The sequence below is a fragment of the Rhodobacter lacus genome, assembly GCF_042683065.1.
GTDB classification, from domain to species: Bacteria; Pseudomonadota; Alphaproteobacteria; order Rhodobacterales; family Rhodobacteraceae; genus Rhodobacter; species Rhodobacter lacus.
Window position 1 is genome coordinate 426,615 of sequence record NZ_JBHUIX010000011.1, and the last position, 26,622, is coordinate 453,236.

The 26,622-nt window shown below is 61.6% G+C and carries 20 protein-coding genes; 7 read left to right on the forward strand and 13 right to left on the reverse strand.

The window, feature by feature from the left end; translation table 11 throughout:
• Window positions 1-9 precede the first annotated feature (9 nt).
• From ACFSM0_RS11605 to ACFSM0_RS11615, 3 genes are read right to left on the reverse strand one after another with little or no spacing between them, the layout of a single operon-like run.
• On the reverse strand, window positions 10-1,284 hold the full coding sequence (locus ACFSM0_RS11605; RefSeq protein WP_377390487.1) for an NAD(P)/FAD-dependent oxidoreductase: 1,275 nt from the start codon (window positions 1,282-1,284) through the stop codon (window positions 10-12).
• Window positions 1,281-2,030, reverse strand: coding sequence for an N-formylglutamate amidohydrolase (locus ACFSM0_RS11610; protein ID WP_377390489.1), 750 nt, complete (start codon window positions 2,028-2,030; stop codon window positions 1,281-1,283). The genes ACFSM0_RS11605 and ACFSM0_RS11610 overlap by 4 nt, the downstream gene beginning before the upstream one ends.
• Window position 2,031: 1 nt before the next feature.
• Window positions 2,032-2,907, reverse strand: a complete 876-nt coding sequence (locus ACFSM0_RS11615) for a MurR/RpiR family transcriptional regulator (protein WP_377390491.1) — start codon at window positions 2,905-2,907, stop codon at window positions 2,032-2,034.
• A 121-nt stretch (window positions 2,908-3,028) separates the two neighbouring features.
• Between ACFSM0_RS11615 and ACFSM0_RS11620 the strand changes: the two genes are divergently transcribed.
• Both ACFSM0_RS11620 and ACFSM0_RS11625 read left to right on the forward strand, forming a co-directional pair.
• Window positions 3,029-4,735 carry a peptide ABC transporter substrate-binding protein gene (locus ACFSM0_RS11620; RefSeq protein ID WP_377390493.1) on the forward strand — a complete coding sequence of 569 codons (1,707 nt, stop codon included), beginning with the start codon at window positions 3,029-3,031 and terminating at the stop codon, window positions 4,733-4,735.
• An 86-nt stretch (window positions 4,736-4,821) separates the two neighbouring features.
• The gene (locus ACFSM0_RS11625; RefSeq protein ID WP_377390495.1) at window positions 4,822-5,658 is read left to right on the forward strand and encodes an aldo/keto reductase; all 837 of its coding nucleotides are present in this window, start codon (window positions 4,822-4,824) and stop codon (window positions 5,656-5,658) included.
• A gap of 159 nt (window positions 5,659-5,817) precedes the next feature.
• On the opposite strand, the gene ACFSM0_RS11630 is transcribed toward ACFSM0_RS11625, so the two are convergent.
• Window positions 5,818-6,891 (reverse strand): alpha/beta hydrolase, encoded by a 1,074-nt coding sequence (locus ACFSM0_RS11630; RefSeq protein ID WP_377390497.1) that lies wholly within the window; start codon window positions 6,889-6,891, stop codon window positions 5,818-5,820.
• A 149-nt stretch (window positions 6,892-7,040) separates the two neighbouring features.
• Between ACFSM0_RS11630 and ACFSM0_RS11635 the strand changes: the two genes are divergently transcribed.
• Window positions 7,041-7,922: a LysR family transcriptional regulator gene (locus tag ACFSM0_RS11635; protein ID WP_377390499.1), complete on the forward strand. Its 882-nt coding sequence runs from the start codon at window positions 7,041-7,043 to the stop codon at window positions 7,920-7,922.
• Between the two features lie 122 nt (window positions 7,923-8,044).
• A complete protein-coding gene (locus ACFSM0_RS11640; protein WP_377390501.1) occupies window positions 8,045-9,238 on the forward strand; it encodes an MFS transporter in 1,194 nt (397 codons plus the stop codon).
• Between the two features lie 349 nt (window positions 9,239-9,587).
• Here the strand turns inward: ACFSM0_RS11640 and ACFSM0_RS11645 are convergent, their stop codons facing one another.
• From ACFSM0_RS11645 to ACFSM0_RS11675, 7 genes are all read right to left on the reverse strand, one after another.
• Complete coding sequence (locus ACFSM0_RS11645; protein WP_377390503.1) at window positions 9,588-12,584, reverse strand: type III restriction-modification system endonuclease; 2,997 nt, start codon at window positions 12,582-12,584, stop codon at window positions 9,588-9,590.
• Window positions 12,584-14,638 (reverse strand): site-specific DNA-methyltransferase, encoded by a 2,055-nt coding sequence (locus ACFSM0_RS11650; RefSeq protein WP_377390505.1) that lies wholly within the window; start codon window positions 14,636-14,638, stop codon window positions 12,584-12,586. Before ACFSM0_RS11650 ends, ACFSM0_RS11645 begins: the two co-directional genes overlap by 1 nt.
• 13 nt (window positions 14,639-14,651) lie before the next feature.
• Entirely contained in the window at window positions 14,652-15,428 is a 777-nt protein-coding gene (locus ACFSM0_RS11655; protein ID WP_377390507.1) for a DUF4391 domain-containing protein, read from the reverse strand.
• Complete coding sequence (locus ACFSM0_RS11660) at window positions 15,425-18,601, reverse strand: helicase-related protein (protein WP_377390509.1); 3,177 nt, start codon at window positions 18,599-18,601, stop codon at window positions 15,425-15,427. Before ACFSM0_RS11660 ends, ACFSM0_RS11655 begins: the two co-directional genes overlap by 4 nt.
• Before the next feature lie 156 nt (window positions 18,602-18,757).
• A complete protein-coding gene (locus ACFSM0_RS11665) occupies window positions 18,758-19,180 on the reverse strand; it encodes a type II toxin-antitoxin system VapC family toxin (RefSeq protein WP_377390511.1) in 423 nt (140 codons plus the stop codon).
• A gap of 3 nt (window positions 19,181-19,183) precedes the next feature.
• Window positions 19,184-19,426: a FitA-like ribbon-helix-helix domain-containing protein gene (locus tag ACFSM0_RS11670; protein WP_377390513.1), complete on the reverse strand. Its 243-nt coding sequence runs from the start codon at window positions 19,424-19,426 to the stop codon at window positions 19,184-19,186.
• A 60-nt stretch (window positions 19,427-19,486) separates the two neighbouring features.
• Entirely contained in the window at window positions 19,487-21,388 is a 1,902-nt protein-coding gene (locus ACFSM0_RS11675) for a plasmid recombination protein (RefSeq protein ID WP_377390515.1), read from the reverse strand.
• A gap of 389 nt (window positions 21,389-21,777) precedes the next feature.
• On the opposite strand from ACFSM0_RS11675, the gene ACFSM0_RS11680 reads away from it, so the two are divergent.
• Window positions 21,778-23,289, forward strand: a complete 1,512-nt coding sequence (locus tag ACFSM0_RS11680) for a DUF6880 family protein (RefSeq protein WP_377390517.1) — start codon at window positions 21,778-21,780, stop codon at window positions 23,287-23,289.
• A gap of 229 nt (window positions 23,290-23,518) precedes the next feature.
• The gene (locus ACFSM0_RS11685; protein ID WP_377390519.1) at window positions 23,519-24,067 is read left to right on the forward strand and encodes a GNAT family N-acetyltransferase; all 549 of its coding nucleotides are present in this window, start codon (window positions 23,519-23,521) and stop codon (window positions 24,065-24,067) included.
• A gap of 55 nt (window positions 24,068-24,122) precedes the next feature.
• Here the strand turns inward: ACFSM0_RS11685 and ACFSM0_RS11690 are convergent, their stop codons facing one another.
• Together ACFSM0_RS11690 and ACFSM0_RS11695 are read right to left on the reverse strand one after the other, a co-directional pair.
• Complete coding sequence (locus ACFSM0_RS11690; protein WP_377390521.1) at window positions 24,123-24,716, reverse strand: LysE family transporter; 594 nt, start codon at window positions 24,714-24,716, stop codon at window positions 24,123-24,125.
• Complete coding sequence (locus ACFSM0_RS11695; RefSeq protein ID WP_377390523.1) at window positions 24,713-25,492, reverse strand: helix-turn-helix domain-containing protein; 780 nt, start codon at window positions 25,490-25,492, stop codon at window positions 24,713-24,715. Before ACFSM0_RS11695 ends, ACFSM0_RS11690 begins: the two co-directional genes overlap by 4 nt.
• 126 nt (window positions 25,493-25,618) lie before the next feature.
• Between ACFSM0_RS11695 and ACFSM0_RS11700 the strand changes: the two genes are divergently transcribed.
• On the forward strand, window positions 25,619-26,605 hold the full coding sequence (locus ACFSM0_RS11700) for a threonine dehydratase (RefSeq protein WP_377390525.1): 987 nt from the start codon (window positions 25,619-25,621) through the stop codon (window positions 26,603-26,605).
• Window positions 26,606-26,622 lie beyond the last annotated feature (17 nt).

The following is a 26,622-nucleotide window of genomic DNA, read 5'->3' on the forward strand; positions in this document are numbered from 1 at the left end:
GTAATCATATCAGAGGCCGAAACGGTCCCGCGTCTGATTGAAGGGGCCACGACAAAGCTGCACGATCTGTCCCAGAATGGCCCCCCCGAAAACCTTGGGGGGATGGCGATGGGGCCAATAATCGAGCCCGGTCGCCGCATCCTCCAGCGTGCGCGCAAAGGCAACGGAAAGCGCCGCCGAGGTCGGCACCCCCCGGCCAGACCAGCCAGAAAGCGCCCAAAGGCCCTCGCCGAGGTCGCGGATCGTCGGCGTTTGATCAAGCGCCATGCTGATTGTGCCGCTCCACATATGCTCCCAGCTGAGCCCCGCGAGTTCGGGCCAAAGCTGGGCAAGCCGGCGCGTCATGAAGGCGGAGGTATACGCAAAGTCGCGCCCGCGTTTGGGCTCGACCAGCCCGCCGGTGATCAGCCGCCCCGAGCAATCGATGCGGAAAAACATCGGGTCGCGGTGCGTGTCGCCAAAGTTCATCCCGCCCGGCATCACCGCGCGCCGCTCGGCTTCAGTCAGCGGACGGCTGGCAAGGCCGTAGCATTCGAGCGGAAAGAAGCCGCGCCGCACCCGCCCCGGCACGCCCTGTTCGGAGTAGGCATCCGTGGTGAGGCCAACGCGCCTGGCGCGGATCTCGCCTCCGGGGGTTTTGAGATCCCAAGCGCCATTTTTGCGTGCAAGGCTCGTGACCGGGCTTTGCGTGAACACCCGCACCCCAAGCGAGATTGCGACCCGCGCAAGCTCTCGCGTATACCCGAGCGGGTTCAGATGGCCGCCGTCTTTATGCACCCAACCGCCCAAAAAGCCGCTTGCAATACCGGTCAGCTCTGCCAGCTCTGCCGCAGAGTAATACGCATCGCTCTTGCCGTAGCGGGCATAACGCGCCTGCGCGGCCTTGGTCGTTGCCAGCGTGCGCGCGTTATAGGCGGCCGTGACAAGGCCATTTTGCACCGCCTCGCAATTCATCTTGTAGCGGCGCACCATCTCAAACACCTGTGCGCTTGAGTTGACCAACAGATCCCTGCCCTTGGAGGGAACCCACGGCGCCTCGACATAGCCGTAAATCGGGATGCACTGGCCGTGATTGCGCCCGGAGCCGCCGCAGCCGACCTCATGCGCCTCAACCACCGCGACATTCGCGCCTTTTTGCGCCAGTTCGATCGCCGTCAGCAGCCCGCCATAGCCCGCACCCACCAGCGCAAAATCGACCTGCACCGCGCCCGACAGTGCCTCGGTCGGCGGCGCCGCAACGGCAGTGCGTTCATAGGGGGGCTCTGTTCTGCGAACGGTTGTCATGCCATTTCCTCCTCACTCACGGTGATCAGCGCAGAGGCGAGCCGATCGGCCCAAACCTCAATCCCGCCAGCGGTCTCAAGCATGTCGTTGGCCACCTCGAAGCCACAGGCCGGGAGCCCCGAGCCAAAGGTGTGGCGGTCAACGGTATATAGACCCTCGCGCCCGGTATAGGGTTTGTTGTCGCCCAAAGTCAGGCCCGGCTCGCGACCAAGGCTGTGCAGCAGATGCCGGGAAAGCACCTGATCATCATTCCAGATCGTGCCGCCGTCCCACGGGCGGCGCTGCCCGCGAAATACCCGCGTGCAACTGTGCAGCGCAAAGAAGAACGGGCGCGCATGACGCATGGTCTGTTGCGCCCAGATTTCACCAACGCGGCAATGATAGGGCCAGAACACTGCTTCCTGACGGGCAAGGCGGTCTTGATCCACCATTGCGGCATTGGCCGGAATCGGTGTGCCTTCCAGATCGCGCGGGATAGAATCCGGATCATCAAGCCAGCGGTTGACGTCGATCACGAGGCGGCTGACATCACACAGCACGACAGGCACGTCGATCTTGCCCGCCAGCGAATGCGCAAGCGCCGCCACACCGAGATCGCAGAAATAATGTGTGTTGCGCCAGGACGGGCTCAGCCCCAGATCGTGCAGGTGTTCCGGCACCGTGATCCCCGCATGATCGACAACGATCAGCCCCGGCAACTGCCCCGCCGGATTGAGCACAATCGGCGGGTTGGCATGTACTTGCATTTTATCCTTCGTTCTTCTGGGTATTCTTGGCGCCTGGCTGGCCGAGTTGGCGCAATTCCTCGATCCGCGCGAGCCGGTCGCGGCTGTCCTCGCGGCGGCGCAAGACCACGGCAGCGATCAACGCTTCCACCTGCGCCATCGCCACCACGCTTGAGCCAAATGGCGAGGTTGAACTGTCTGGCGCGGTCAGGATCGCCTCGGCATACTCTGCGATGGGAGAGCGCCATGTATCTGTGAGCAGGCAGATTTTTGCCCCTGCCGCGCGGACCCCGCGGGCGAAGTGCAGCAGATCGGGCTGATAGCGACGATAGTCGAACATCACGAAAATGTCTTGCGAACCGGCATCAACAAGCGAGTCGAAGAAAAAGCCCGCCTGATAGGGCTGGAAAGTCACCCCGGGGCGGACTTGTTTGAGCAGCGCCGCCAGACGCTGAGCTAGGTTCTGACTATAGCGCCCCCCCACGGTTTTGACCGAGAGCTTCGGGTTGGCCAGATAATTGGCGACAACGTCAAATTCCGCGGGCATCGCCTGTGCCGCAGCGGTGCGCAGGGACTCGGCCTGAAGCATCAGCGTCTTTTGATAGATGTGATCAGGGGTGTCGGCGGGCGAGCCGTTTTGCAGGTTTGTCAGCGGCGAGCCGAGCTGGCGCTCGACATCAATGATCACCGCAGCCTGAAAATCCGCAAAGCGCGCAAAGCCGATTTTTGAGAGGAAACGCAGCACCGTCGGCGCGCTGACCGAGGCCTGTTTGGCCAGGGCATCAACCGTTGTGAGTGCGCGCGTCGGATAGCCTTCGAGCAGCACCGAAGCCACCTTTCGCTCTGCCGTCGAACGCGCCTCGGTCCGGATTTTGTCGAGCAGATGTTGGGGCGACATGATCTGTATTCTTTATTACATATTGACACTTTGGAGTCTCTTTGCACAGTATGTTACAAAAATCAATCCCCTCCCCACGACAGAAAAAACGCCCCGGGGATAGCAACAGGAGAGACGATCCATGAAGAAAACAGCCGCATTCCTTGCCGGAGCCGCCCTGTGCGCGCTTCCGTTTGCCGCACAGGCGGAACGCGGTGCCGACGGCGCGCTGAAAATCCTTTACTGGCAGGCGGCTTCGACGCTGAACCCTTATCTTTCAGGCATGGGTAAGGATGTGGATGCCTCGGCGCTGATCCTCGAGCCGCTGGCGCGTTTTGACCCGGAAGGTAATTTGGTGCCGATGCTGGCGGCCGAGATTCCGACCCGTGAAAACGGCGGGATCTCTGCGGATCTCACCTCGATCACGTGGAAACTGCGCGACGGCGTGCGCTGGTCTGATGGCACCCCGGTCACCGCCCAGGATGTTGTCTTTACATGGAAATACTGCACGGCAGAAGGCGCAGGCTGCGCTGCGGCCAACGTCTTTGATGGCGTTGCCGATGTCGTGGCCGCCGATGACACCACGGTGCAGATCACCTTCGCCGAGCCCACACCTTACCCCTACCTGCCGTTTGTCAGCTCGACCGTGCCGATCCTGCAAGAAAAACAATTCGCCGATTGCATGGGCCCGGGCATGGCCGCCTGCAGCGCGCAAAACTTCGCGCCAATCGGCACCGGCCCCTATGTGGTCAAGACCTTCCACCCCAATGACGTGGCGGTCTTCACGATGAACCCCGCCTTCCGCGAAGCCGATCTGCCACATTTTTCCGATGTGTCGATCAAGGGCGGCGGCGATGCGATGGCGGCGGCGCGTGCCGTGTTTGAGACCGGCGAGGCCGATTACGCTTGGAACCTGCAACTCGCGCCCGATGTGTTTGAGCAACTCGCCTCCGAGGGCCGCGGTCGTCCCGTCGTTGCCTTCGGTTCGATGGTGGAATACCTGTTCCTCAACCTGACCGATCCCAACCCCGCGCTTGGCGACAAGCGCTCCACCATCGCGGGCGGGCCGAACAGCAAGCTTGACGATATCCGGGTGCGCGAGGCGATGTCGCTTGCCGTTGATCGCGAGCTGATCGCCGAGGTTCTTTATGGCGCTCAGGGCAAGCCGACCTGCAACGTCGTGCCGGCGCCTGCGCAATATGTGTCCAGCGCGAATGATGGCTGCCTGACGCCGGATGTCGAAAAGGCCAAGGCGCTGCTTGAGGAAGCGGGCTGGAGCGACTCCGATGGCGACGGCATCCGCGACAAGGATGGCCAACCGCTGCAGATCGAGTTCCTGACCTCGACGAGCGGCGTCCGTCAAGATGAGCAGGCGCTGCTGAAACAAGCCTGGAAAGACATCGGCATTCAGGTCGATCTGCGGAATGTCAGTGGCTCGGTGTTCTTTGGTGGCGACGCCGGGAACCCCGACACGCGACAAAAGTTCTACGCCGATGTCGAGATGTACACCGACAACTCCAAGGGGCTCGATCAGGAAGCGTTCCTGGGCAAATGGACCTGTGCTGCGATCCCCTCGCCGCAAACGCAATGGCAGGGCAGCAACATGCCGCGCTTCTGCGCGCCCGAGTATGACGCGCTCGCCGCGCGCCTGCATGCCACCGACGGCATCGAGGCCCGCGCCGAGATCGCCCGTCAGATGAACGACATGCTGGTGCAGTCTTATGCCGTGATCCCGCTGGTGCATCGCGGCAATGTTTCTGCTGCCGCCGCGACACTTGATGGCGTGCGGATGAACAGCTGGGACAGCGAGCTGTGGGATGTCGCGCACTGGTCGCGCAACGCCCAGTAAACGCTCTCTCTTTTCACATGATCGGCCGCGGGCAGCCAACGCTCGCGGCCGGTCCCACTCTCGGACCCCCAAGGAAAAGACCGACCATGTCTTCGAACCAATCCGTTCCCGTCATCACCGCCGGTGGCGCGGCCATTCCCCAGATCGGTCTGGGAACGTGGCATCTGCATGGCGAAGTGGTGGATGGCGCTGTTGCCACTGCCGTTGCAGCCGGATACCGCCATTTCGATACTGCCGCCTATTATGACAACGAGACCGATGTCGGCCATGCGCTGCGCGCTACCGGACTCGCGCGCGACAGCTACTTCCTGACCACCAAGGTCTGGTATACGGAGCTTGGTCGCGATGCGCTGCGCAAAGCTGCGGAAGCCAGCGTTGAGCGGCTTGGCCTTGGCGCTGTGGATCTGCTGCTGCTCCACTGGCCGAACCCGGAGATCCCGCTCGCGGAAACGATGAAGGCGCTTTGCGCCGCCAAGCGCGACGGTCTGGCCAAACATATCGGGGTGTCCAACTTCCCGATCTCTCTGCTGAAACAGGCGCTGGCTCTCACCAGCGAACCGATTGTTGCCAACCAGTGTGAATGCCATCCGCGCCTGAACCAGAAACCGCTGAAAAACTTCTGTGACGATAACGACATCGCCTTTGTGGCCTACTCGCCGATTGGCAGCGGCAAGCTCACCGAACATCCGGTTCTGAGCGGGATCGCGGCAACGCATGGCAAGACCTCGGCACAGGTGATGCTGCGCTGGCACTTGCAGCGCGGCAACATCGCAATTCCGCGATCAAGCAAACCCGAGCGCGTGTGCGAGAACATCGCCGTCACTGATTTTGCGCTCTCGGCGGAAGAGATGGGGGCGATCGACGAGATGAACGCCCCCGATGGACGCATGATCAGCCCGAGCTGGGTCAAAAGCTGGGAATGATCATCTCGGCCGAAAGCATGTCATCAACGCCATTCAAGCGAAGATCGGCGGAGCAGGACTTTTCGCCGTTCGCGGCATGTGCAGAGCGCCCCCCTCGCGCAGATTAGGTCCCTCCAGGTGCGCCAATCAGGGATTGGCGCACCCGTGCGTTGCCAGGCGTCAGGCCAGGTGGTCGGTGAAGAACGCTTCCAGCCGGTCGAAGGGAATGATGTCCACCCGGTCGTAGAGATCGACGTGATCTGCGCCCTCGATGATCACCAGTTCCTTCGGTTCGGCCGCCGCCGCGTAGGCATCCTCGCTGAAGTAGCGCGAGTGCGCCTCGGAGCCCGCGATGATCAGCGTCGGCCGGGGCGAAATCTCGTGGATGTAGGTCAGCTGCGGCATGTTCATGAACGAGATGGCAGAGGTGATGTTCCAGCCGCCGTTCGAGTTCAGTGACCGGGGATGATAGCCGCGGCTCGTCTTGTAGTACTGCCAGTACATGGAGATGACCGGGTCATCGATGCCATCGAGCGTGTCCGGGAGCCCGCCTGCCAGGGCGGGAGCCTCGTTCGAAGCGGCATCTTCCCACCGTTGCAGGCTGAGGCGGGTCAGCAGCGCAAGACGCTGCTCTTCGGTCATCGCATCGTAATAGCCACGGGCGTTCACGCGGGACATGTCGTACATGCTGGTGACGGCCACGGCCTTCACCCGCTTGTCCGCCGCGACGGCGTTCAGGGCAAGGCCGCCCCACCCGCAGACCCCGATAACCCCGATCCGGTCGCGGTCGACGGCATTGTGCAGGCCGAGGAAATCGACGGCGGCCATGACATCCTCGCTGTTGATGTCGGGCGAGGCGACGTAGCGCGGCATACCGCCGCTTTCGCCGGTGTAGCTGCCGTCAAAGGCCAGAGCGACAAAGCCGCGTTCGGCCATGATCTGGGCGTAAAGACCCGAGGCCTGCTCCTTGACCGCGCCGAAGGGGCCTGCGACCGCGAGAGCGGGCAGCGTGCCGGCGCCGCGGTCCTTCGGCATGTAGAGATCGCCCACCAGCGTGATGCCGTAGCGGTTGGTGAAGCTCACCTTGCCGTGGTCGACCCGGTCGCTCTTGGCGAAGGTCTTGTCCCACTGGCTCGTCGCGGCGGCCAACACAGGTTGCGCCGACATCGCGGCGGTCAGGGCCGCTGCGCCGATGCTTGCGTTGATCATCAGGTTGCGGCGGTCGGGGTTCTCTAGATGTGTCTCTTCGGTCATGTCGGGCTCCCTTCGGTTGCGTCCCATCATATCTGAGGTGACGGGACCGGCTGCAAAAGGCGCGCATCGCCCATTGCATCCATGACGAAGATTCATCATCACTCGACACATGCATCGGCAGTCGGGAGACAGGCGTCGTGGATCGGGAAATGCTCGGAGATCTGTCGATCTTTCTCGCTGTGGCGGACGAGGGCAATTTCACGCGGGCCGGCCACCGGCTCGGAATCTCCCAGTCGGCGGTCAGTCATACCATCCGCCGGCTCGAAGATCGCATCGGGGTCAAGCTGCTGAACCGCAACTCGCGCAGCGTGACCCTGACAGATGCGGGTGAGCGGCTGATCGACAGCCTGCGCCCCAGCTTCCGACAGCTTGGCGACCGGATCGAGGAAGTGCGTTCTCTTGGCGAACGCCCCTCGGGCGTGGTGCGCGTGACCGCCAGCAGGCCGGCGGCGCGCCTGATCCTCTGGCCCGTCGCCTCGCAGCTCGTGCGGGACTTCCCCGAGATCAGCATCGAGATCATCACCGACGGCCGTCTGTCGGACCTTGCCGAAGACCGCTTCGACTGCGCGATCCGTCTTGGCGAGCATCTCGGGCCAGACATGATCGCGGTGCCCGTCGGGCCGCCGCTGGAGATGATGGCCTTTGCCAGCCCAGACTACCTGAAGCGGCGCGGCGTTCCCGCACAGCCGCAAGATCTGGTCGACCATGACTGCCTGCTCATGCGCCACAGGGTCGATGGCGGCACCTACGACTGGGAGTTTGAGCGAGACGGCGTTGAAACCGTGATGAAGCTGAACGGCCCCTTCGTCCTGAACGATCCGGACCTCGTGCGGGAGGCGGCGCGCGCCGGGCATGGCATCGGTTTCCTGACCGCCCCCGAGCTGAAGGAGGATCTCGTTTCGGGTCGCCTTGTCCGGGTGCTGGCAGACTGGTGCCCGCCCTTTGATGGGTATTTCCTGTGCTACTCAGGGCGCAGGAATGTCAGCCTGGCGCTGCGGCTTCTGATCGACAGGCTGCGCTTTCGAGCATGAGAACCGCTCATGCCCGGCATGGGGCCATTGCCCCTGCCGCCTGAATTTTGCGGCGCATATCCAGCGGAAAAGCCGCGTGCCGCTTGCCGGTGCGCCAAATGGCATCACCCGCGGAGCCTCTCATGTCCCATGTTTCCGGCGCATCCCGCGCCGATCCCCCCGAAACCGGCGCCAACTGGGGCGCCGTCATGGCCCTGTCGCTCGGGGCCTTTGCCCTCGTTGCGTCAGAGTTCATGCCGGTCAGCATCCTGACGCCCATCGCCGCGGACCTGTCGATCACCGAAGGCCAGGCGGGACAGGCGATTGCGGTCTCCGGGGCGTTCGCCGTCATCACGAGTCTTGGCCTGAGCACCGTCACCCGGCGCCTGGATCGCAAGCATGTTTTGCTTGGCCTCGTGGCGCTCATGCTGGCCTCGGGCACCCTCGCCGCGCTGGCTCCCACCTTCGGCGTCTTTCTCATGGGCAGGGCGCTGATCGGCGTGGCGATCGGTGGTTTCTGGTCGATGTCCGCGGCCATCGCCATGCGCCTGGTGCCGCAGCGGTCGGTGCCACGCGCGCTGGCGGTCTTCAACGGCGGCGCCGCGCTGGCAACGGTGGTCGCCGCGCCACTCGGTAGCCTGCTGGGGGGGCTCTTCGGCTGGCGCATCGCCTTCATGTGCCTCGTCCCGGTGGCCGGGGCAGCCTTGTTCTGGCTCTGGGTCAGCCTGCCGCGCATGGCGCCCGCCCGGCGCACCGGCGCCAAAGGCTCGCTTTTCGGATTGTTGAAATCGCCGGTCGTGTGCCTTGGAATGCTGGCAACGGCGATGTTCTTCATGGGGCAGTTCACCCTGTTCACCTATCTGCGGCCGTTCCTCGAAACCGTCACGGGCGTGGCGGTGGCGCAGCTGACGGCGATGCTTTTGATGCTCGGGCTCGCGGGGTTCGTCGGTACGATCGCCATCGGAAAACCGCTGGCGCGCGCGCTTTATCCGGTCCTCATCGCCTGGCCCGTGCTGCTGGCCGTCATGGGGCTGGGGCTGATCGCCTTCGGCTCCAGCCTGATCGGAACCGGTGCGCTGATGATCGGCTGGGGGTTCTTCGCCACTTCGGCCCCGGTGGGCTACTGGACCTGGCTGGCGCGCACGCTGCCCGGTGACGCGGAGAGGGGCGGGGGCCTGATGGTGGCAATCATCCAGCTCTCGATCACGCTGGGTGCGAGCCTTGGCGGTCTGCTCTACGACGCGGGCGGCCATGTCCCCGCCTTCGGCGCGGGCGTCGCCCTGCTGCTTTTGGCGGGCGGTGTCGCAGCCCTGGCTCGCTTGCGCGCGACGGCGTGACCAAAACAAAGGCGCGTTTTCAGCGATCTCGGCCTTGTTGCGCCAATCGAACGAAAGGCTGACCGAGGCGCTCAAGGATCCGGAGAGTCTACCGGAAGCGGTGGAGATCCTGCGTGGCTTGATCGAGAGGATTGTGATGATCCCTCGGCCGGACCAACATGGCGGGCATCTGATTGAACTCTATGGGGGGCGATTTTGTCTTTGGGGGAGGTTTCAAAAGCAAAACCCCGCCTTGGAGTTGGCGGGGTGTCGGGTTCGTTGGTTGCGGGGGCGCGCAGCCATCGTCAATTGCCCACCCCCGTTTGTATTATCTGATTGCAATGGCAGACTCGCTGAGAAGGCCATGAAGTCAGTTCACCCCCTCGAAGATGTTGTCGACCGTCCGAGCTTTGATGTAGCGCACTCCATCATTGCCATCAGAAAGAGCCCGGAAGTGCGCCTTCCCGCAGTCGATCTTTGCGGCTTCGCTGCTGCGAAGATCGTCGGTGAACAGGCTGTCTTTGGTCTCAACCACGAAGTAAAGCCTTTCGGCACCCTCCTCCTCCACAAGGATCGCCCAATCCGGGTTGTATGACCCTAGAGGTGTCGGCACCTTGAACCAGCCCGGCAACTTTGCGAACACCTTCACTGCGGTGTTCTTTTCAAGCTGCTCAGCGAACGTCCGTTCCACGCCCGAGTCATAGACCACATGCTCGTAGACCGACTTGGTCGTGTCGGTCACCATGTTCTTCATATAGCCCATAAGCTCCTCTTGCTCGAAAAGCTCCTGGGCATAGTACGCTTCATCACCGATGCGCTGATACCTGATGCCATCTACAAGCGCCTGGCGCTTGGTCCGATTTATAGTTTCGCCGACCAGTTCGATGAAGGCTTGCGGATTGCGCTTGAAGTCGGCCAGTCGGTTCGATTTGCGCAGTATTTCCACGATGCTCCGACGGGTCAGCTGTGTTCGATCCTGAAGGTCGGTAATGACATCTGGCAAGACAATGTCGCCCTCCTCGATCGTCACGATCGAACTGCTGTTCTTGTCGCGTTCTTTGGCTTCGACGCCACTTTGTCCGATTGATAGCCCGGCCTTGCGAATACGCATGCGCGCCTTGCTTATCGGCGCCGCCTCACAAATCGCCTTCGTGCAGTCTTGGATCAGCTTCTCGTTGTCGAACTGAACCCGATAGGTGGTCTTGTGCTTGATCCGATCCCAAAGCGATCGGAAATCGTCGCCGGACAACACAGCGGCGCGCGTGTTCACCTTCACCCTTTCGGCAGCGTTCTTGATATCCAGCTTACCCGCCAGCTTGCGGAGAATGTCCTTGATGGCCACATGCTGCGCCTGGAAGGCTTCTGGCAACTCAACTTTGCCTGCCTTCAGCGCTGTCTTCAGCGCGTCTTGGACCCGGCCCTTGGCGTCGACATAGCCTTTGGCCTCAAGATGCTGGAAAATCGCGGCTGACTCTTCAAAGCCCAGTCGCGCCGTGGAACCATCCTCTTTGGTGATCGGGATCGAAGCGAACTGATGCTTTTCGACGATACCGAAACGGATGCCGGTGTCCTTCTCGATCTCCTTTTGCAGGTTCTCGGCGAACTCCTCATAGCTCTCCGTGGCGATGACCGTCAGCGTGTTGATCTCGAAGCCCCTGACCCGGTGCCCCTTGTCGTCACCCTTTGACTTCACGGCCAGGCGCAGACCGCGGCCGATCGTCTGCCGCCGCTCGCGCTCCGTGCCGATGTCGCGCAGGGTGCAGATCTGGAACACATTCGGATTGTCCCAGCCCTCCTTCAGCGCCGAATGCGAGAAGATGAACTTCAGCTTCGTATCGAAGCTCAGCAGCTTCTCCTTCTCCTTCATGATCAGGTTGTAGGCGCGCTCGGCGTTGTCTCGGTTGGCCTGGTTGTTCTCAGCCGTGTCTGTCCAACGGCGGCTCTTGTCGATCGAGAAATACCCGTCATGGACCTCTTCTGCGTCCGAGGTCAGATCGATCCCTTCGAACAGGCTCTTGAAGTCCGGCAGCTTGGCAGCCCGCCGGTATTCCTCTTCGAACATCAGGGCATACTTGCCCTTCACGGGGTTTCCGTCGTCGTCATAGAACCGGTAGTGCTGCACGGCGTCGATGAAGAACAGGCTGAGCACCTTGATCCCCAACGGAGCCAGCCGCTTCTCCTTTTCCAGATGTTCGGTGATGGTCTTGCGGATCATCAGGCGCTTAATGCCTTCCGGGTCCACGTCCCCGATTGCCTGGCCGGGGCGCAGGAACTCTTCGGAACCCGGCGTCTTCACTTCCAGCAGCGCGTCAGCCCCCACCCGGATTTCGCCGATCCGGACGTCGCGATAGATCTCGCGGCCGGTCGTTTCCTCCAAGTGGTCGCCATCCTGCACCGTGACAGTTTCCCGGCTGACCTTGCCGTTCTGCTGAACGTCCAGTTCCACCTTCGCGGTGATCGATCCGCGCGTGTTACTGGCCGACAGGAAGCGGACGAACGCCTTGTTGTGGCCGCCCTCCACCTCCATCGAGGCGACCTCGATCTGCTTCACCAGCTTGCGCTCATAGGCATCCACCGCGTCCAGGCGGTAGACCATGTTGTGCTTGTCCACATGGGTCGCTGAATAGCGCAGCGTGCAAAGCGGGTGCATCGCATCCAGCGCCTTCTTCCCCTGCCCTTCCAGGCCGCCGTCCACGCTTTGCGGCTCGTCCACGATCAGCACCGGCCGGGTCGCGCGGATCAGATCGATCGGCGCCTCGCCCCCGGTCTTCTCGCTGTCCTTGTAGAGGTTGTTCACGTCCTTCTTGTTGATGGCGCCAACGGTCACCACCATGATCTGGATCGTCGGGCTGGTGGCGAAGTTACGGACCTGCCCCAGCTTGCTGGAATCATAAAGGAAATAGTCGAAGGGCTGGCCGGAATAGAGGCTCTTGAAATGCGCCTCGGTGATTTCCAGCGTTTTGTAGACGCCTTCCTTGATCGCGACCGAGGGCACGACGATCATGAACTTGGTGAAGCCGAACCGCTTGTTCAGCTCGAAGATCGTGCGCAGATAGACATAGGTCTTGCCCGTCCCCGTCTCCATTTCCACCGTGAAATCGCCGGAGGAAACTGTGGCCGAGGGCGGCAGGCCGTTGCGCAGCTGGATGTCACGCAGGTTCGATACGATCTCGTCGTCCAGCAGGGTCAGCCGGTTGCCGATACCGAGCGCGTTCTCTTCCAGCCCCAGCTCACCTTGACCGCCACCGGCGGCGGCGCGGGTCACGGTGAACTCGGTGCGGTTGATCTCCTGCCCGCGGAAGAGGTCGCAGACGGCCTCGATCGCCTGTTGCTGATAGTCGAGGTCGGGTTCGAAATGCAGCTTCATCACAGGCTCCGCATGTCTTTGATGCCTGCCTGGTTCAGGATCGCGGCCATGTTGGTCTTGGCGACGTCATCAGCGAAGGCGGAATCCTTGAAGACGACACGCGTGTCACCAGCGGGGGCGAGGGCCTGCCACCATGCGATTATGCCTTGGGCCAGACCTTCCACCGTTTCGCGGGTGATGCCATCGGACAGGCAGACGATCAGCGCTCCTGCGCCCACGGAATGCACGGACTTGCCCGCGATGTCCTTCGTGTCGATCGGCACGCAGAGATCGAGGCCCAGCTTCAGCAAAAGCTCGGTCAGGATATCGGCCTCGGTGCGGCCGGGGACAAGGTGTTCGGCATTCGCAAGTAGTGTGCCTTCAAGGTCAGATACATCTGGGTTCCACGCGGTTATATTCGAAGTTCCCAATTTAAGAACACGGAAGCCAGTGTCTAATTCGACGCCTTTAGGCATCTCGGCAGAAATCTTTCTTCCGGCACGACGAAGGCGCTCCTTTGTCAATTCAGAAATTCTGCGCGGCTTTCCCAACTTGTCGCACAAATCTGCAGCTGTCTTTTGATCAGTATTGGTAGTGTCAATTACCTCAGGGAGCTGGACTAGAATGAAACGCCTACGGCCTCCGTCCTCGCTATTCAACTGCATCACAGAATGACCAGTGGTGCCGCTGCCAGCGAAGAAGTCCAGTATCAGGCCATCCTTTGCACTATCGGCCCACTTGACCAATTGCTTAATGAGGCGGACTGGTTTTTTTCCATTCGGAAATTGAATTTCACCTTCCTTTGCCACATTGCCCATGTCTTGGTGGAAACCTTTCCAAAGGTCCCCTCTAATGACAGTTCGGCCAAATCTCGGCTTATAGTCATCAGACATGCGGTAGTTGAGGGACAACGGCATCAACGCCTGTAGCGTTCCATTAGCAAGCGTTGTCAGGAAGTATGAACGGTGATCCACTTCAAACTCAAGCCAACGACCGACTGGCGTGCTCTTTCCTTCAGCAGACACTGGCGGCCTGTCGACACGAGCAATAGACTTTAAGTTTCTCTCCACGAAATCTTTGGCCGAGTCTGATACAGAAAGAAGCTTGTTTAAGCTATTCACACTGAAACCACCTCGCCCCCCGAGGCCATACCTTGCAATATCTTCCCCGACGATTGGATCTGCTTCCATCTTCTCAGAAAGAGATGCAAGGGTTCCATCATCGTTCATCCAGATCGAGTAGTGAGTATCGTAGGAATCAATTCCATCCAAAAGTGGGGTTCTGTTTACTCTATCGAACTCAGCAGACTTCCGATAAATATGCACAAACTCCACATTCTTAACTATCGTGCCCTGCTGTGCGTTAACAGTTTTGGGGCCTGATGTGGTCGACATCTCGACGGCAATAGTATCGATGAAGTTTTCTTCACCAAATATTTCGTTCAGAACAGTCTTCAGGTTTGCAACTTCACTATCGTCAATTGAGACAAATATGACACCATCGGCACGAAGCATACTATGGGCAATTTTGATCCGCGGATAAATCATGTTTAGCCAGTCGGTGTGAAAACGACCGCTTGCCTCAGCATTGCTCGTTACTTTTGCACCACCTTCAATTTGGCCAGTCAGCTTCAGATAATTCTGAACGCTGTCGTGAAAGTTATCAGGATAGACGAAGTCCTTGCCTGTGTTGTATGGCGGATCAATGTAGATCGCCTTCACCTTTCCCGCATAGCTCTTCTGCAAGAGCTTCAGCACCTCAAGGTTGTCCCCCTCGATCATCAAGTTTTGGGTCGTGTCCCAGTCGACGCTTTCCTCAGGGCAAGGCAGCAGCGTTCCGGTCGACGGGGTCAGCGCTATCTGCCGCGCCCGGCGCTTGCCGTGCCAGTTTAGGCCATACTTCTCTTCCCGTTCATCGACCGTGCCGCCAAGGCACTGCTTCAGGACCTCGAAATCGATCTTCCCCTCGGTAAAAGCTTCTGGGAACAGCGCCCGCAGCGCCTCGATATTGTCCGCAACGATATCGGCGCTTTGGGTATCGGGGTGGCCTGCAGTCAGCTTTTCGATCTCGGTCATGTCTGTCTCACCTTCAAAGGTCTTTACGTGCCGCAGCCACGGCGGCTTCTAGGCGCTGGATCTGCAAGTTCAGATCGACACGCCGGTTTATCTGTTTCTCTTTGGCAGCCTTCGCCCGCAGGGTTGCCCCTTCGCGCGCCAGCCGAGAAATGGTGTCCAGCGCCGCCCGCCGCCGGTCTAACACGGCCTGATCTTCGGTTGTAGCATATGCCCCCGACAATCGCGCAGCGTGTAACGCCTGAACCCGGGTTATCCAACCCTGATAGACCGTGAATAGGCTACGGCGCGGCAGGTTCGCAAGCGAAAGGTCGTGGATAAAGGCTTGATCCACGACAGCTTTTGTCAGGGGGCCGGTGGTTGAGACATCCTCGATCACGATCCTGCCCGCCTCGCGTTCTGCCCAGCGTTTGTGGGCAAGGGACAGGGCAAGACCACCCGGATCACGGGTGATCAGGATCACCGGATAGGGGATGGCGCGGTGGATCAGTTCGGTCAGGCGCTGGGCCTTGGCGCCGGGCCGCAAGTCGCAACCGACAACGGCGATTTCGAGGTATTCGCGGACCTCGTCTCGATAGTCGGGCACACCAATGGTCGTCGGCTTGCACGCCGCGAACCATTGCAGCTCCTCGATCCCATCGCCGATCACTCGCTTGTCGGCCGCAGTCGGCGCGCCTTGTTCGATCAGCAGCTTCTTCGGCACCCGCATTTCGACCCGGGCTTCGGACGGCAGGCCTAGCGCCTGGACTAAGGTTTCGAAGTTGGGGGTTTCGAAATCAGCGCCTGCCGTCATGCAGCGCCCTCGGTGTTGGGCAAGACGATGATGAAGGCCACCACTTCGAAGTCATTGGCCCCGGCAAACTCCCCCTTCCGGGCGTGGGTGCCGCCTGGAGAGAAGAGGCTGGCGACGGCCCGCTCTTCGCTTTTGCCGACGATCGACGAAATCGCGCGGGCGAGCAGCTTTTGATAGGGCTCCATGTCCCTGCCGCCCTTGGTGACCCTGTCAAAGCGCTGGCAGGCCTCTGCGTCGGGGAGGTCCTTGCCGATGCAGAGCTTCTTGAGCCGGTCCAGCACCTGCTTGGCCTGGGTGTAGGGCAGTAGGACTTCGCCGTCGTCGCCTACATGGACGATGAAGTGCGGTGCCAAGGGATAGCCAGGCTCCGCCGCCTTCCCCGCCGCCTCACCCACCGCGCGCAGGCAGAAGATCGCGCCGGGGGGGATGCCATTGTCGCCGTGGTCCGGCGGCGCGGACGTGACCGCGTAGGTCGCAAAGGGAAGCTGGTCCAGCGCCTCCCTGTTTTCATGCAGATAGCCGGAGAGATCGATCCTGAAGTCGTTCAGGGTCAGGTCGGCGATAGACACCCCGTTGGACAGGTCCTCAAGATCGATTACCGTGTCTTGCAGTTTTTGCAGCTGCGCTCGGCGATACTCGAGGTCATTCATCTGGTTGTTCGCCTGGAACTCGATGACGTTCTCTTCGCCGGTGGCAGAAACATCGAGGAGGACCATCCGGCCACTGACACGACTTTCGAGGTCAAGGTATTCGTCGAGTTCCATGTTGGGCCAGAAGTTGACCAACTGGATGCGCGTATTTGGTGAACCAATCCGGTCCACCCGGCCGAAGCGCTGGATGATCCGCACCGGGTTCCAGTGGATGTCATAGTTGATCAGGAAGTCGCAGTCCTGAAGGTTCTGGCCTTCGGAGATACAGTCGGTAGCGATCAAGAGGTCGATTTCGCCCTCCTCGCGCAGTTCTTGCGGTCGCTCTTTCGAACGAGGCGAGAAGGCGCTCAGGATCGTGCTCATGTCGCCGCGCAGACCGCCGAGGGTCGATTTGTTTGTGCCCCCGCCGGTGACGAGCGCAGCATGAATGCCCAGCGTTTCCTGCGCCCAGCGCGCCAGCTCCCGATAGAGGTATTCGGCGGTATCGGCGAAGGCCGTGAAGAGGAGCACCTTCTTGTTTTCAGGGTTAATCGGGCTGGCAACCTTCGCCGCGATCACTTCCTTCAGCCTTTCCAGTTTTGCATCCCGGTCGGCACTGACAGACCGCGCGGCTGATAGAAGGGTCGCAAGCCGGTTGCGGTCTTCAACAAGGTCTTGCCGCCACTTCACCCGATCGACGTCCTGAAGAAGCACGCGCACCTTGCGACCTACCATGAGCGGCTCGAAGGCCGGATCATCGATGTCGACATCGTCGATCTCCATCGCCTCAATGCCGTCGACGTGAGCGTCGATTTTGCCCAGGATCGCGTCAACATCCTCTAGCTGTCGCTTGATCGTCAAAGCAAAGGATGCAACAGAACTTTCCATTCGTTTCAGGATGTTGACTCGAAGCAGGTGGATTAGGCTCTCCTCACGATCGACCTGACGGAAGATGCTCTCCCCGCCGCGCACCTTGGTGCTGTATTTTTCGTCATAGGCTCGCTGCTTGTGCGGCAGCACATATCGGAGTGGCGCATAGGCACCAAGTTTCAGGCGCCGTATCTCGTTGTTGATCTCCCTGATCGGGCGGAACTCGCCAAGTAGATCAACATCAGCCTTGATGTTCGCGGGCTTTTGCCGGTCGGGAAAGTGGCCCGTCTCGGCCGTGCCATAGTAGCGTTCGACGTGCTTCCGCGACCGCGCGATCGTCAACAGATCTAAGAGTTTGAAATAGTCAAACCCAAGCATGTCCATCAGGCGCGCTGGGCGGCGCTGCTGGTCTGGAAGTTCGAGCCAACGGTTGAACTGGCCTTGCGCTTTGCGGATCGTGGCTTCGATACTGGAAATCCCATACTTCGCCAACGCGAAATCGTCACCTTCCGTCATGAAGGCGATCTGGTTCTTCAGGTCGGCCAGACGATTGTTGACTGGGGTGGCCGACAACATCAGCACCTTGGTCTTCACCCCGGCACGGATGATCTTGTTCATCAGATGATCGTACCGAGTTTCGCGATCACGGTGCGTAGCCTTGTTTCGGAAGTTGTGCGACTCGTCGATCACAACGAGGTCGTAGTTCCCCCAATTGACATGCGAGAGGTCGATATCTCCCGAATGCCCCCCGTCGCGCGAAAGGTCCGTGTGATTCAAGACGTCATAGTTGAAGCGGTCGGTCGACAATATGTTTCGGCGGTCATTGGCCTTGTAAAGCGTCCAGTTGTCCCTGAGACGCTTGGGACAAAGCACGAGCACGCGATCGTTCCGCAACTCATAATACTTGATGACCGCCAAGGCTTCGAAGGTTTTGCCGAGGCCAACGCTGTCCGCGATGATACAGCCGCCGATCCTTTCCAGCTTATCGATCGCGCCGATGACCCCATCGCGCTGGAACTTGAAAAGCTTGTTCCAGACCACTGACTTTCTGATCCCGGTCGCAGATTTGACGATCTTCTCTTCGTCCAGTTCATCTCCAAGGTCTTTGAAGAGTTGGTAAAGGGTATGAAAGTAAAGCTGCGAAGGCGGTCGGTGCGCGGCCATAAACGCGAGCGCCTGCTGAAGGCTTCCGCATTTTTCGTCATCGGGTCGCAAGACGTTCCACTGCGCCTCGAACCAAGCCGAAAACGCTTGGACCTCATCCCCAACGTCCGAAAGCTGCACAAGGGATAGCTGCATTGAGGGCGTTACACCCAAGCCGGACGTTGTGAAGGCACAAGTGCCAGAGAGTGAGCGACGCGTCGTGCCACAGCAGGTCAGAATTAGGCTTTGTGGCGGCTCAGAGGATGTGAAGCGCACCTCGACACTCCGCGCCATCCAGTCCGCCACCTGCTTGGAAAGCCAGCGCGCCTGAAGCCTACTGCGGAAGACCCGATCGCTTTCGCCTCCGGACAGAGCAAGCGGATCGGCAGATGACGCGCCTAGAATTACGCGGCAACTCTTGACGTTTCCCAGAACATCGCGTGCTTCACCAAATGCGTGGATCGAGAAGCCTGACGTCATCATATCGACAGCTGAGCCGGGCGATATCCATTCCCGCAGCGCATCAATCACGCGCTCTTGCCCACTGTTTCGTATCAACTTCATGTTGCGCCTTTTTCAGTGCTTGGGGCGTCATCCTCGCAATGACATTACGAAGTCAGCAGCCTCTACTGGTGGATGTTGACGGGCGACAACGGATATCAAAAAGGTTGTCGGCTTCAAATGTATTCACGGACCGCCCCACGGGTTGATGATCGTCGGGCCGTAGCCCTCGAAATCCTTGGTGTTTCGGGTGGCCACTGCGGCGCCCAAGGCCGCGGCGATGGCGGCGATCTGGCAATCGGCCTCGGCGATCGGGCGGCCTGCCGCGCGACGGCTGGCGGCGATGCGCGCATAGGCGCGGGCGGCGGGGCTGTCGAAGGGCAGCACCCGGCCCGCGAAATCCTCGGCGATCATCGCATCGAGCGCCGCCTGAAGCCGGTCGCGGCGCTGACCTTCGGGCAGGATCGCGATGCCCGTGCGCAACTCCGCCTCGGTCACCGCGGTGAGAAACATATCCGCGGCATCGCGGGCCGCGAACCACGCAAGCACCTCGGGCGAAGGTTCCGCCCGCATCAGTTCAGAGATCACATTTGTGTCGAGCAGGATCATCGGTCAGCCAAAATCCGGCAGGTCCCGCATCGAGCCACGTGAGGGTTGCTCCAGATCGACCCCACCTAGCGCCGCGAAACGAGCGTGGATGGCCTGCCCCAGATTGCGCGGCGCCTCGGGAACGGAGACGCTCAGGCGCAGGATGTCGCGCACCTCTTCCTCCATGGAACGGCCATGCTCGGCCGCGCGCACCCGCAGGCGGCGCTTCACGTCGTCATCAAGATTGCGGATCGTAATGCTGGCCATCGGACCCTCCGGTTACGGTGCAAAGGTAAGAGATGATTGCACTGCAATCAAGATCAAGCCTCACCTGATGCCTTTGTCAAAGCCATGCCGATCTTCGATGCTGGTCAGTCTTTCCGCCTGCGTCTCACTCAATTGCGCCCGCAGCCCCGAAACGAAGCCGAGATCTTCTTCCAGCCGCTTCCGTTCCATCGCCAGTAGTTTTCTCACCACCCGAGCGGCCATGTCCGCGATCTTTGTGATCAGCGGCAGACCCGGCTTCAACCGCGCGACCAATTGCTTGCGCTCTTCCACTTCCTTAGGCGCGTTTTCACCCCAGCTCACCCTGTTCTCCGATGGCGAGAAATCCAGAGCCCCAGAGCACACCGCCTCGAGGCCCTCTTCTATTGCGGCAACCACGACCTTGGTCACGTTCAGCTGGCGCCGCGCCTCTGCCAAACGTTTTTCTTCTTCCTCCCGGTCGTTCACGACCGCCCGAAGCATATTTTTTGCCTCCGTCATCCGGTCGGTGATGACCCCGACCTCCTGACGGACTATTGCCAGATTTTTTTGTTCCTTCACCACCAGAGCCTGGACCGACCGCAGGTTTTCTTCCCTCAACGCCAGTTCTGAGCCCACCCGTTCCCGTTTCCGCCCCCACTCCCGCTCCTCCTCCAACGCCCGCTCTTGAACCAACCTCAGTTTCTCGCGCAACTCCCGTGCCATTTCCGTCTTCTTCACGGAATCACCCTCAGCCACCAGCGACTCGGCCCGGGCCTTGTCTCGCGCCCTCTCCGCCTCCACCTTCTCTTTCCGGAATCGTTCCCTGAGTTCCGCCTCCTCCCCGAGTTCCAACCGCACCAGCCGCAATTCCGCGGTCGCCCCTTCGATTTCCTCGGCGACCTCCGCAGCTCTGTCCTGCAACGCCACCACCTCTCCCCATGTCTGCTGACATGCGTCCCGCGCCTCATCGGCCTGGTCGCGCAGATGCGCGACGGTTTCGGTCAACGCCGCCTTGCCCTGCTCCAGCCGCTTCACGTCACGATCCGCCGCCTCTCTCCGGAGCCTCGCCTCCTCGATCGCCCGTTTTCGGGCCTTCCTGATCACCTTTTCGCCAAGGTCTCGCGCCTCCCCAACCGCCTCACACGCACCCTTTTGCGCGCCAGCAAGCACTTGCGCGGCCTCTGCCTGCGCCTCCGCCAACAGCCTCGCCCGCCATTGCGACGGCGGAACATGCGCCCGCCTCTCCGGCGGTCGTTGTCCCGCCGCCTTCACCGCACGTGCGGCCTCGGCCCGGCGCTCCCCTCGCGTGATGCCAAGCGGCGCAAATGCCTCGCCCGCCAGATCCTGCGCCGTCTCGTACCGCGCGATCAACGGATTGGCCGAGGCCTGCAACAGAACCTGCCGCCCGCTGTTTTTCGAGACCTTTTCGCGCCAGACTGCGACCACGAAATGAATGTGATACGCCTCCTCATCCGCGTGCCCCGAGGCATAGCGCAATTGCCCGTTCGGAAAACTCTCCTGCAGAAAATCTATGGCCCTGGCTTTGAATTCTGCAACCTTGCCCTTGTCCCATTTCGCAATCCCGGCGCCGCCAAACCAATCCTTGTTGACCGTGATAATCCCCTCCCGGAGCGGCCCCTCGCTGCATGAATTCCACGGATCGGAAAGGCCCTGCACTTTGACTTTTTCGGCTTCTTTTTTGCGAGATTTCGCCTCCAGTGCGCGGATTTTTTCCGCAAAATTTCCTTCTTGAGCCGCTCTGATTTCGGATTTGATTTTCATGTCCCAATCCGGCTCTCCCAGGAGTCTTTCGTTGAAACGCGTCGCTTCTGGATCAACATGCGACAGATCTCCGCCGCGCCGCCGATCATGCATCAGAATGCGCCAGATATCCCGTGGATGCAGCCCCTCGAGCCGAAAGACGATGGGAAACCTGTTTTCCGCAACAGGAAATACATTTTCAATTTTTTGCTGGACGGACATGATTTCCTCGGGCATCGTGCTGTGAGGAAATTGTCCAACCTTCCCCCGAAAATCGGCGAACCCGTTTCAATCACAAGTCCGTGAATTTTTCACGAACAATACTCACTAGGCATTTTGCAATCCGCTGCTGCGGATTTCAAAATACCTGTTCGCTCAGGGGATACCCCCGAGACCCCTTCTCGCACTCCCGGACAAGCCGGAAGTGCTGCGACCAGCATGCTGCTGGACCCGATCTCATTTTTCCTGAGTCAGGTTTTCCTGTTTCTTCGGATGTGCCTTTTTCGGGATTCTGGGGTGCCATTCTTTTCGCAGAGACGGCCTTGTCCCACCCTTGCCGCCTGCCTTGGCCTCGGGCAAAGTCGTCTGGCCCGTTTTCCCGGACGCTCGACATGGCCCGCAAACCGCCCCTCTCCCCCGACGCGCTTGAGGCGCTTGGCGCCGCGAAACTCGCCGCCCTCGTCTTCGAGGAGGCGACCGCGAACGCGGCCTTCAAGCGCCGCGTTGCGGCGGCGCTGGCCGGGCAGTCCGGCCCCGAGGCTATCGCCAAGCTGATCGACCGCCGCCTTTCGGGCCTCGAACGCGCCCGCGCCTTCGTTGACTGGGAAAAGGCCCGGGCATTCCGCGACGATCTCGCCGCCCTTCTGGCCAGCATCCTGAGTGAGCTTGCCCCCGCCGATCCCGACCTCGGCGCCGACCGGCTGTTGCGGTTTCTCGCCACGCACAAGTCCGTCTTCGAGCGGATCGACGATTCCTCAGGCACGCTGCAGGACGTCTACGAGGAGGGCATCGCCGCCCTGGGCCCGATCGCGGCCCGGCTGTCACCTGATGTCGCCCGCCACCTGCCCGACCGGATCATGGACCGGCTGGGCGAGCTTGAGCACGGCTATCTGCCCCGCGTTGCCGATCAGGTGATCCCGCATCTGGCCCCCGACGTGCTTTCCGCCTGGGAGGAGGATCTGGCCCGCCGTTCGGCCGACCGCCACGCCGAGGAGGCGCCGCAACGCGCAACCGGCCGGTGGTTTTATTCGATGACCGATCAGTGGCGGCAGATCCGGCAGTCGATCGCGCGGGCCCGCGGCGATCTCGACCACCTCATCGCGCTGGAAGGCGAAAAATCCGAGCGCGGGCAAGACACGCTTGGCCTTGCCGAGACGTTGCGCGATGCCGGCCGGCTTGAAGAGGCGCTCGACTGGGTGCGCGAGGGCGGGCCGCGCGCGCATTCCACCTTGCTCGATTTTCTTGACGACGAGGACGACAGCGACAGCCCCGCGGTGCGGCAGGCCCTGCTTGAGGCCGACATCCTGAAACGCCTGGATCGGCGCGAAGAAGCGCGCGGGATCCTCTGGGACCGGTTTCGCGACACCCTCGCGCCGCCGATCCTGCGCGCCCATCTGCGGGCACTGCCGGATTTCGAGGATGTCGCGGCCGAGGAAAAGGCGATGGCGGTGGCGCTTGACCACCCCGTGCCGCTCGTGGCGCTGCAGTTCTTCCTCGACTGGAAGCGGCTCGATCTGGCCGCCCGGGTGGTGATTTCGCATCGGGGCGCCTGGTCTGGGTCAGATTGGCACATCCTGCCCGACATCGCTGAGACGCTGGAGGCAGAGCAACCGCTGGCGGCGACGCTGCTCTATCGGGTGCTTCTCGACGACATCCTCGCCCGTGCCCGCTCGAAAGCCTATCCGCATGGGGCGAAATACCTGCAGATCCTCGACCGCCTTGGCCCGGCCAGCGATGCCGATCCCGCGCGGCCGCCGGAGGTGGAGATACATGCGACCTATCGGGCGGGGCTGAAGGCAAACCATGGCCGGAAATCCGGGTTCTGGGGTCTGGTCGAGGGACGCGTCACCCGCGAACCGGAGGTGAGTTTCATCGGCCGCCGCCCGTTGTGGCGAGAGAGTTGACGGGGAAAGGTAATGCCAAGCTGGCCAATCGACGTGCCCGGCCCATTGCCGCCTGTCGGTGCCTCGCCATGCCGCGGCGCGGCTTTCCTGAAGCGGACGGCCAGCACCTGGCGCAGCAAAGTCTTGGACCAATGTCGCTGATGCGGGCGTACCGGACCATCGTTGCTGATGCGTGAAGGTCAGTTTTCTCCTGCTGGCCAGACAGTGGCGAGCATGCCAGTATTCCGAAATGACCCTAGAAATCCCTGAACTTTGGGGCGCTCGCGTCCGCCTGCGCCCCTTCCGTATTTCCGATATTGACGGACGGCTCGCTCTTGGGCAGTCGCCAGAGATCGTACATTGCTTCGGAGGCGACCCGAGGGGCCTTCCTCCGTATGAGGAAAGCGATGCCCGGTCATGGGTGGAGCGGAACCTTGCGCATCCCCTTTGTTGGGCGGTCGAGGTCGATGGCCGCCTATTAGGGGAGGCTCGTCTGGACGGGCTTGATCACCACGACGGCCGGGCTCGCCTGGCAATCGGGCTCTACGACCTCTCACAGCTCGGGAAAGGGCTGGGTCGTGAAGTGATCAAGCTGATCTTATCGCATGCCTTCGGAACGCTGCAGCTGCACCGGGTCGACTTGCGGGTGCTCGCATACAATGAGCGAGCGATACGGTGCTATCGCGCCTGCGGCTTCATCGAAGAGGGGCGCGAACGCGAGAGCGCTCGTGTCGGCGATGCTTGGCACGACGACATCATCATGGGGGTTTTGGCGCAAGAATGCCAAGGTCAGACCTGAAAGGGCCGTCGTTTCGGAAGGCCGACCTTTCTACGACTCGCAGCGATGGCCAAAGTCAGGCTTGCGCGATGAGCATTGCGGCGAGTAGGAGGAAGAGCCCCCCCGCCAAACGCCTGATCGTGATTTGGTGCCGCGCAAGCACCTCGCTGATGTGCTGTGTCGCGCCTGCCGTGGCAAGCGCGCCGTAGCCAAGAGCGGAAATCGCCGTCGTCAGGGCCACGACAGCGGCTTCTGCCCCTGGCGCACCCGCCATCAGGCTGGCGAAGAACAAAACGGTCTTGGGATTTGACAGGTTCGCCCCGAAGCCGAGGCAAAAGCAACAGCGGATCGGGTCGTGCAAAGATCCGCGCGCATCCTGGCTGCCACGGGATCGAAGCAGATTCAGCCCGAGCATGGCAAGATAGGCCGCACCGATACAGCGCAGCGCCACAAAGGCCCAGGGAGCGGTCGCGAAAATCACTGTGAGGCCGAAGAGGCAGGCCAGGCCCCAGAGCGCCGTGCCGCAAGTGATACCGACCACAGCAAGAAACGCGCAACGCCGCCCCCCGCTCAGGGAAAGCGACAAGGCGAGAAGATCAGGGCCGGGGATTGCCAAGGCCGCGCTCCAGACGAGGACAACTCCTCCAAGCCCAGTGAAGGTCGCGCTCATCTCAGATCGCTGGGCGCGATTCCCAGCCGGGCACGAAACTGCGCGCTCATATGGGCATGAGAAGCAAAGCCGCAGGCCGCGGCAACTTCGACCAGCGGGCGGCTCGTGCTGCGCACCATCTCGGTGGCGCGGTTCAGACGATGCGCAAGGATGTGGGCGCGCGGTGTGCGTCCGGTCGCCTCCCGAAAGGCGCGTGTGAAGAAGCCGGGCGACAGATCCAGCGCCGCGGCAAGCTCTGATACAAGCAAAGGTTCCTCGAGCCGTGCCTCGATCAGGGCATCGATCCGGCGCAGCCGCTGTGGTGTCATCCATCCGTGTGGGCGAGGCCGTGTGTCGGCGTGAATTGCGGCCAGCCGCTCGGAAAGGGTCAGGATCGGAGCTTCGGTCTGCAGAGGATCGGCGCCGGTCAGAAGGGCACGGCGCAGCGCCTGCGCTGCGGCCTCGGCGCGCCGGTCCGACAGCTCGCGCAAGGGCCGATCGGGGCCGCAGAGCCCCTCGATCCGCAGGTAGGCACCGCCACGCTCTGAGGCGGAATACACATCGCAACCTCCAGGCACCCAGGCCAGACCGCCCGCCCGCGCCACGAAGACCTGTCGGCGATCAGTCCCGAACGCATGCTCGCCCATTTGCGGATCGAAGGCGAAGCCGAGCCCCCCGGCCACCGGGGTGTAATGCACCGAATAGGGCGCCGCGGACCAAAGCTCTATCCGCCAGCGCCCGATTTGCGCCCGAAGAACCCCTGCACCCGGGGCGATCTGTTGCGATGCCACCTTCATGGGGAAAGCCTATCGCAACACGCCCTGCCGTGCAGCCCTGCGTGCGGGGTTGGAGTGATTTCATGTGCGATCCATGAAAGCTCGCCCTCCTCTTGGCTGCTAAAGCGGCAAAAACAGGAGGTTGCGATGCAGTTTACCCAAGATGAGATAGCCGATGCCGTGGCGATCTTGCGCCCTCGCGTGCCGCCCACACCCGCTTATGCCTGGCCGCTTCTAACGGCGCGACTGGGGCCTGAAGTAATCGTCAAACACGAAAATCACACCCCCACCGGCGCGTTCAAGGCGCGGGGCGGGTTGGTTTACATGGAGCGGTTGCGCCGGGCCGGACTGCCGCCGGGGGTGGTGACGGCGACGCGGGGCAATCATGGCCAGTCGATCGCGATGGGCGCGCAGGCTGCGGGCATTCCGGCGCTGATCGTGGTGCCGGAGGGCAATTCCCCCGAGAAGAACGCCGCGATGCGTGCCTTCGGCGGTGAGGTGTTGATCGCGGGCGAAGACTTCGACGCCGCCCGGGTCCGTGCCGCCGCCGAGGCCGAGGCGCGTGGCTATCGGATGGTACCCTCGTTCCACCGCGATCTGGTGCAGGGTGTCGCGACCTATGCGGCGGAACTTTTTGCCGATTGGCAGGGGATCGACGTGGTCTTCGCGCCGGTGGGCATGGGCTCGGGGCTCTGCGGGCTGATAGCGATGCGCGACCTGCTGGGGCTCAAGACCGAGATCGTGGGCGTGGTGGCAAAGCTTGCGCCTGCCTTTGCGCGGTCGTTCCGGGCCGGTCATCCGCTGCCCAACTTTGGCGCGCAGACCTTTGCCGACGGCATCGCCTGCCGCGAACCGTCGCCAGAGGCGCTGGAAGTGATCCTGCGCGGTGCCGCCGATCTGATCGAGGTGGATGAGGCGGAGATCGTCGAGGCGATACGGGTGCTGTTGACCGACACCCACAACCTTGCCGAAGGCGCAGGTGCGGCGGCCCTGGCGGGGCTGATGCAGTGTCGGGCCCGCCATGCGGGGAAGCGCGCGGCCGTGATCCTGAGCGGCGGCAACATCGACCGGGAGGCCTTGCTTGCGGTGCTCTCTGATCAAACGCCCGGCGAGGCAAGTGCGCGACAGCCATGAAAATCGTGCGGGGAGAA

Bases quoted from the DNA above. Each gene is read 5' to 3' on its own strand.
- ACFSM0_RS11635 (WP_377390499.1), top strand. From the start codon at position 7,041: ATGCTCGGAGATCTGTCGATCTTTCTCGCTGTGGCGGACGAGGGCAAT.
- ACFSM0_RS11625 (WP_377390495.1), top strand. From the start codon at position 4,822: ATGTCTTCGAACCAATCCGTTCCCGTCATCACCGCCGGTGGCGCGGCC.
- ACFSM0_RS11655 (WP_377390507.1), bottom strand. From the start codon at position 15,428: ATGACGGCAGGCGCTGATTTCGAAACCCCCAACTTCGAAACCTTAGTC.
- ACFSM0_RS11680 (WP_377390517.1), top strand. From the start codon at position 21,778: ATGGCCCGCAAACCGCCCCTCTCCCCCGACGCGCTTGAGGCGCTTGGC.
- ACFSM0_RS11645 (WP_377390503.1), bottom strand. From the start codon at position 12,584: ATGAAGCTGCATTTCGAACCCGACCTCGACTATCAGCAACAGGCGATC.
- ACFSM0_RS11640 (WP_377390501.1), top strand. From the start codon at position 8,045: ATGTCCCATGTTTCCGGCGCATCCCGCGCCGATCCCCCCGAAACCGGC.
- ACFSM0_RS11685 (WP_377390519.1), top strand. From the start codon at position 23,519: ATGACCCTAGAAATCCCTGAACTTTGGGGCGCTCGCGTCCGCCTGCGC.
- ACFSM0_RS11605 (WP_377390487.1), bottom strand. From the start codon at position 1,284: ATGACAACCGTTCGCAGAACAGAGCCCCCCTATGAACGCACTGCCGTT.
- ACFSM0_RS11700 (WP_377390525.1), top strand. From the start codon at position 25,619: ATGCAGTTTACCCAAGATGAGATAGCCGATGCCGTGGCGATCTTGCGC.
- ACFSM0_RS11690 (WP_377390521.1), bottom strand. From the start codon at position 24,716: ATGAGCGCGACCTTCACTGGGCTTGGAGGAGTTGTCCTCGTCTGGAGC.
- ACFSM0_RS11650 (WP_377390505.1), bottom strand. From the start codon at position 14,638: ATGACCGAGATCGAAAAGCTGACTGCAGGCCACCCCGATACCCAAAGC.
- ACFSM0_RS11695 (WP_377390523.1), bottom strand. From the start codon at position 25,492: ATGAAGGTGGCATCGCAACAGATCGCCCCGGGTGCAGGGGTTCTTCGG.
- ACFSM0_RS11675 (WP_377390515.1), bottom strand. From the start codon at position 21,388: ATGTCCGTCCAGCAAAAAATTGAAAATGTATTTCCTGTTGCGGAAAAC.
- ACFSM0_RS11620 (WP_377390493.1), top strand. From the start codon at position 3,029: ATGAAGAAAACAGCCGCATTCCTTGCCGGAGCCGCCCTGTGCGCGCTT.
- ACFSM0_RS11610 (WP_377390489.1), bottom strand. From the start codon at position 2,030: ATGCAAGTACATGCCAACCCGCCGATTGTGCTCAATCCGGCGGGGCAG.
- ACFSM0_RS11670 (WP_377390513.1), bottom strand. From the start codon at position 19,426: ATGGCCAGCATTACGATCCGCAATCTTGATGACGACGTGAAGCGCCGC.
- ACFSM0_RS11615 (WP_377390491.1), bottom strand. From the start codon at position 2,907: ATGTCGCCCCAACATCTGCTCGACAAAATCCGGACCGAGGCGCGTTCG.
- ACFSM0_RS11665 (WP_377390511.1), bottom strand. From the start codon at position 19,180: ATGATCCTGCTCGACACAAATGTGATCTCTGAACTGATGCGGGCGGAA.
- ACFSM0_RS11630 (WP_377390497.1), bottom strand. From the start codon at position 6,891: ATGACCGAAGAGACACATCTAGAGAACCCCGACCGCCGCAACCTGATG.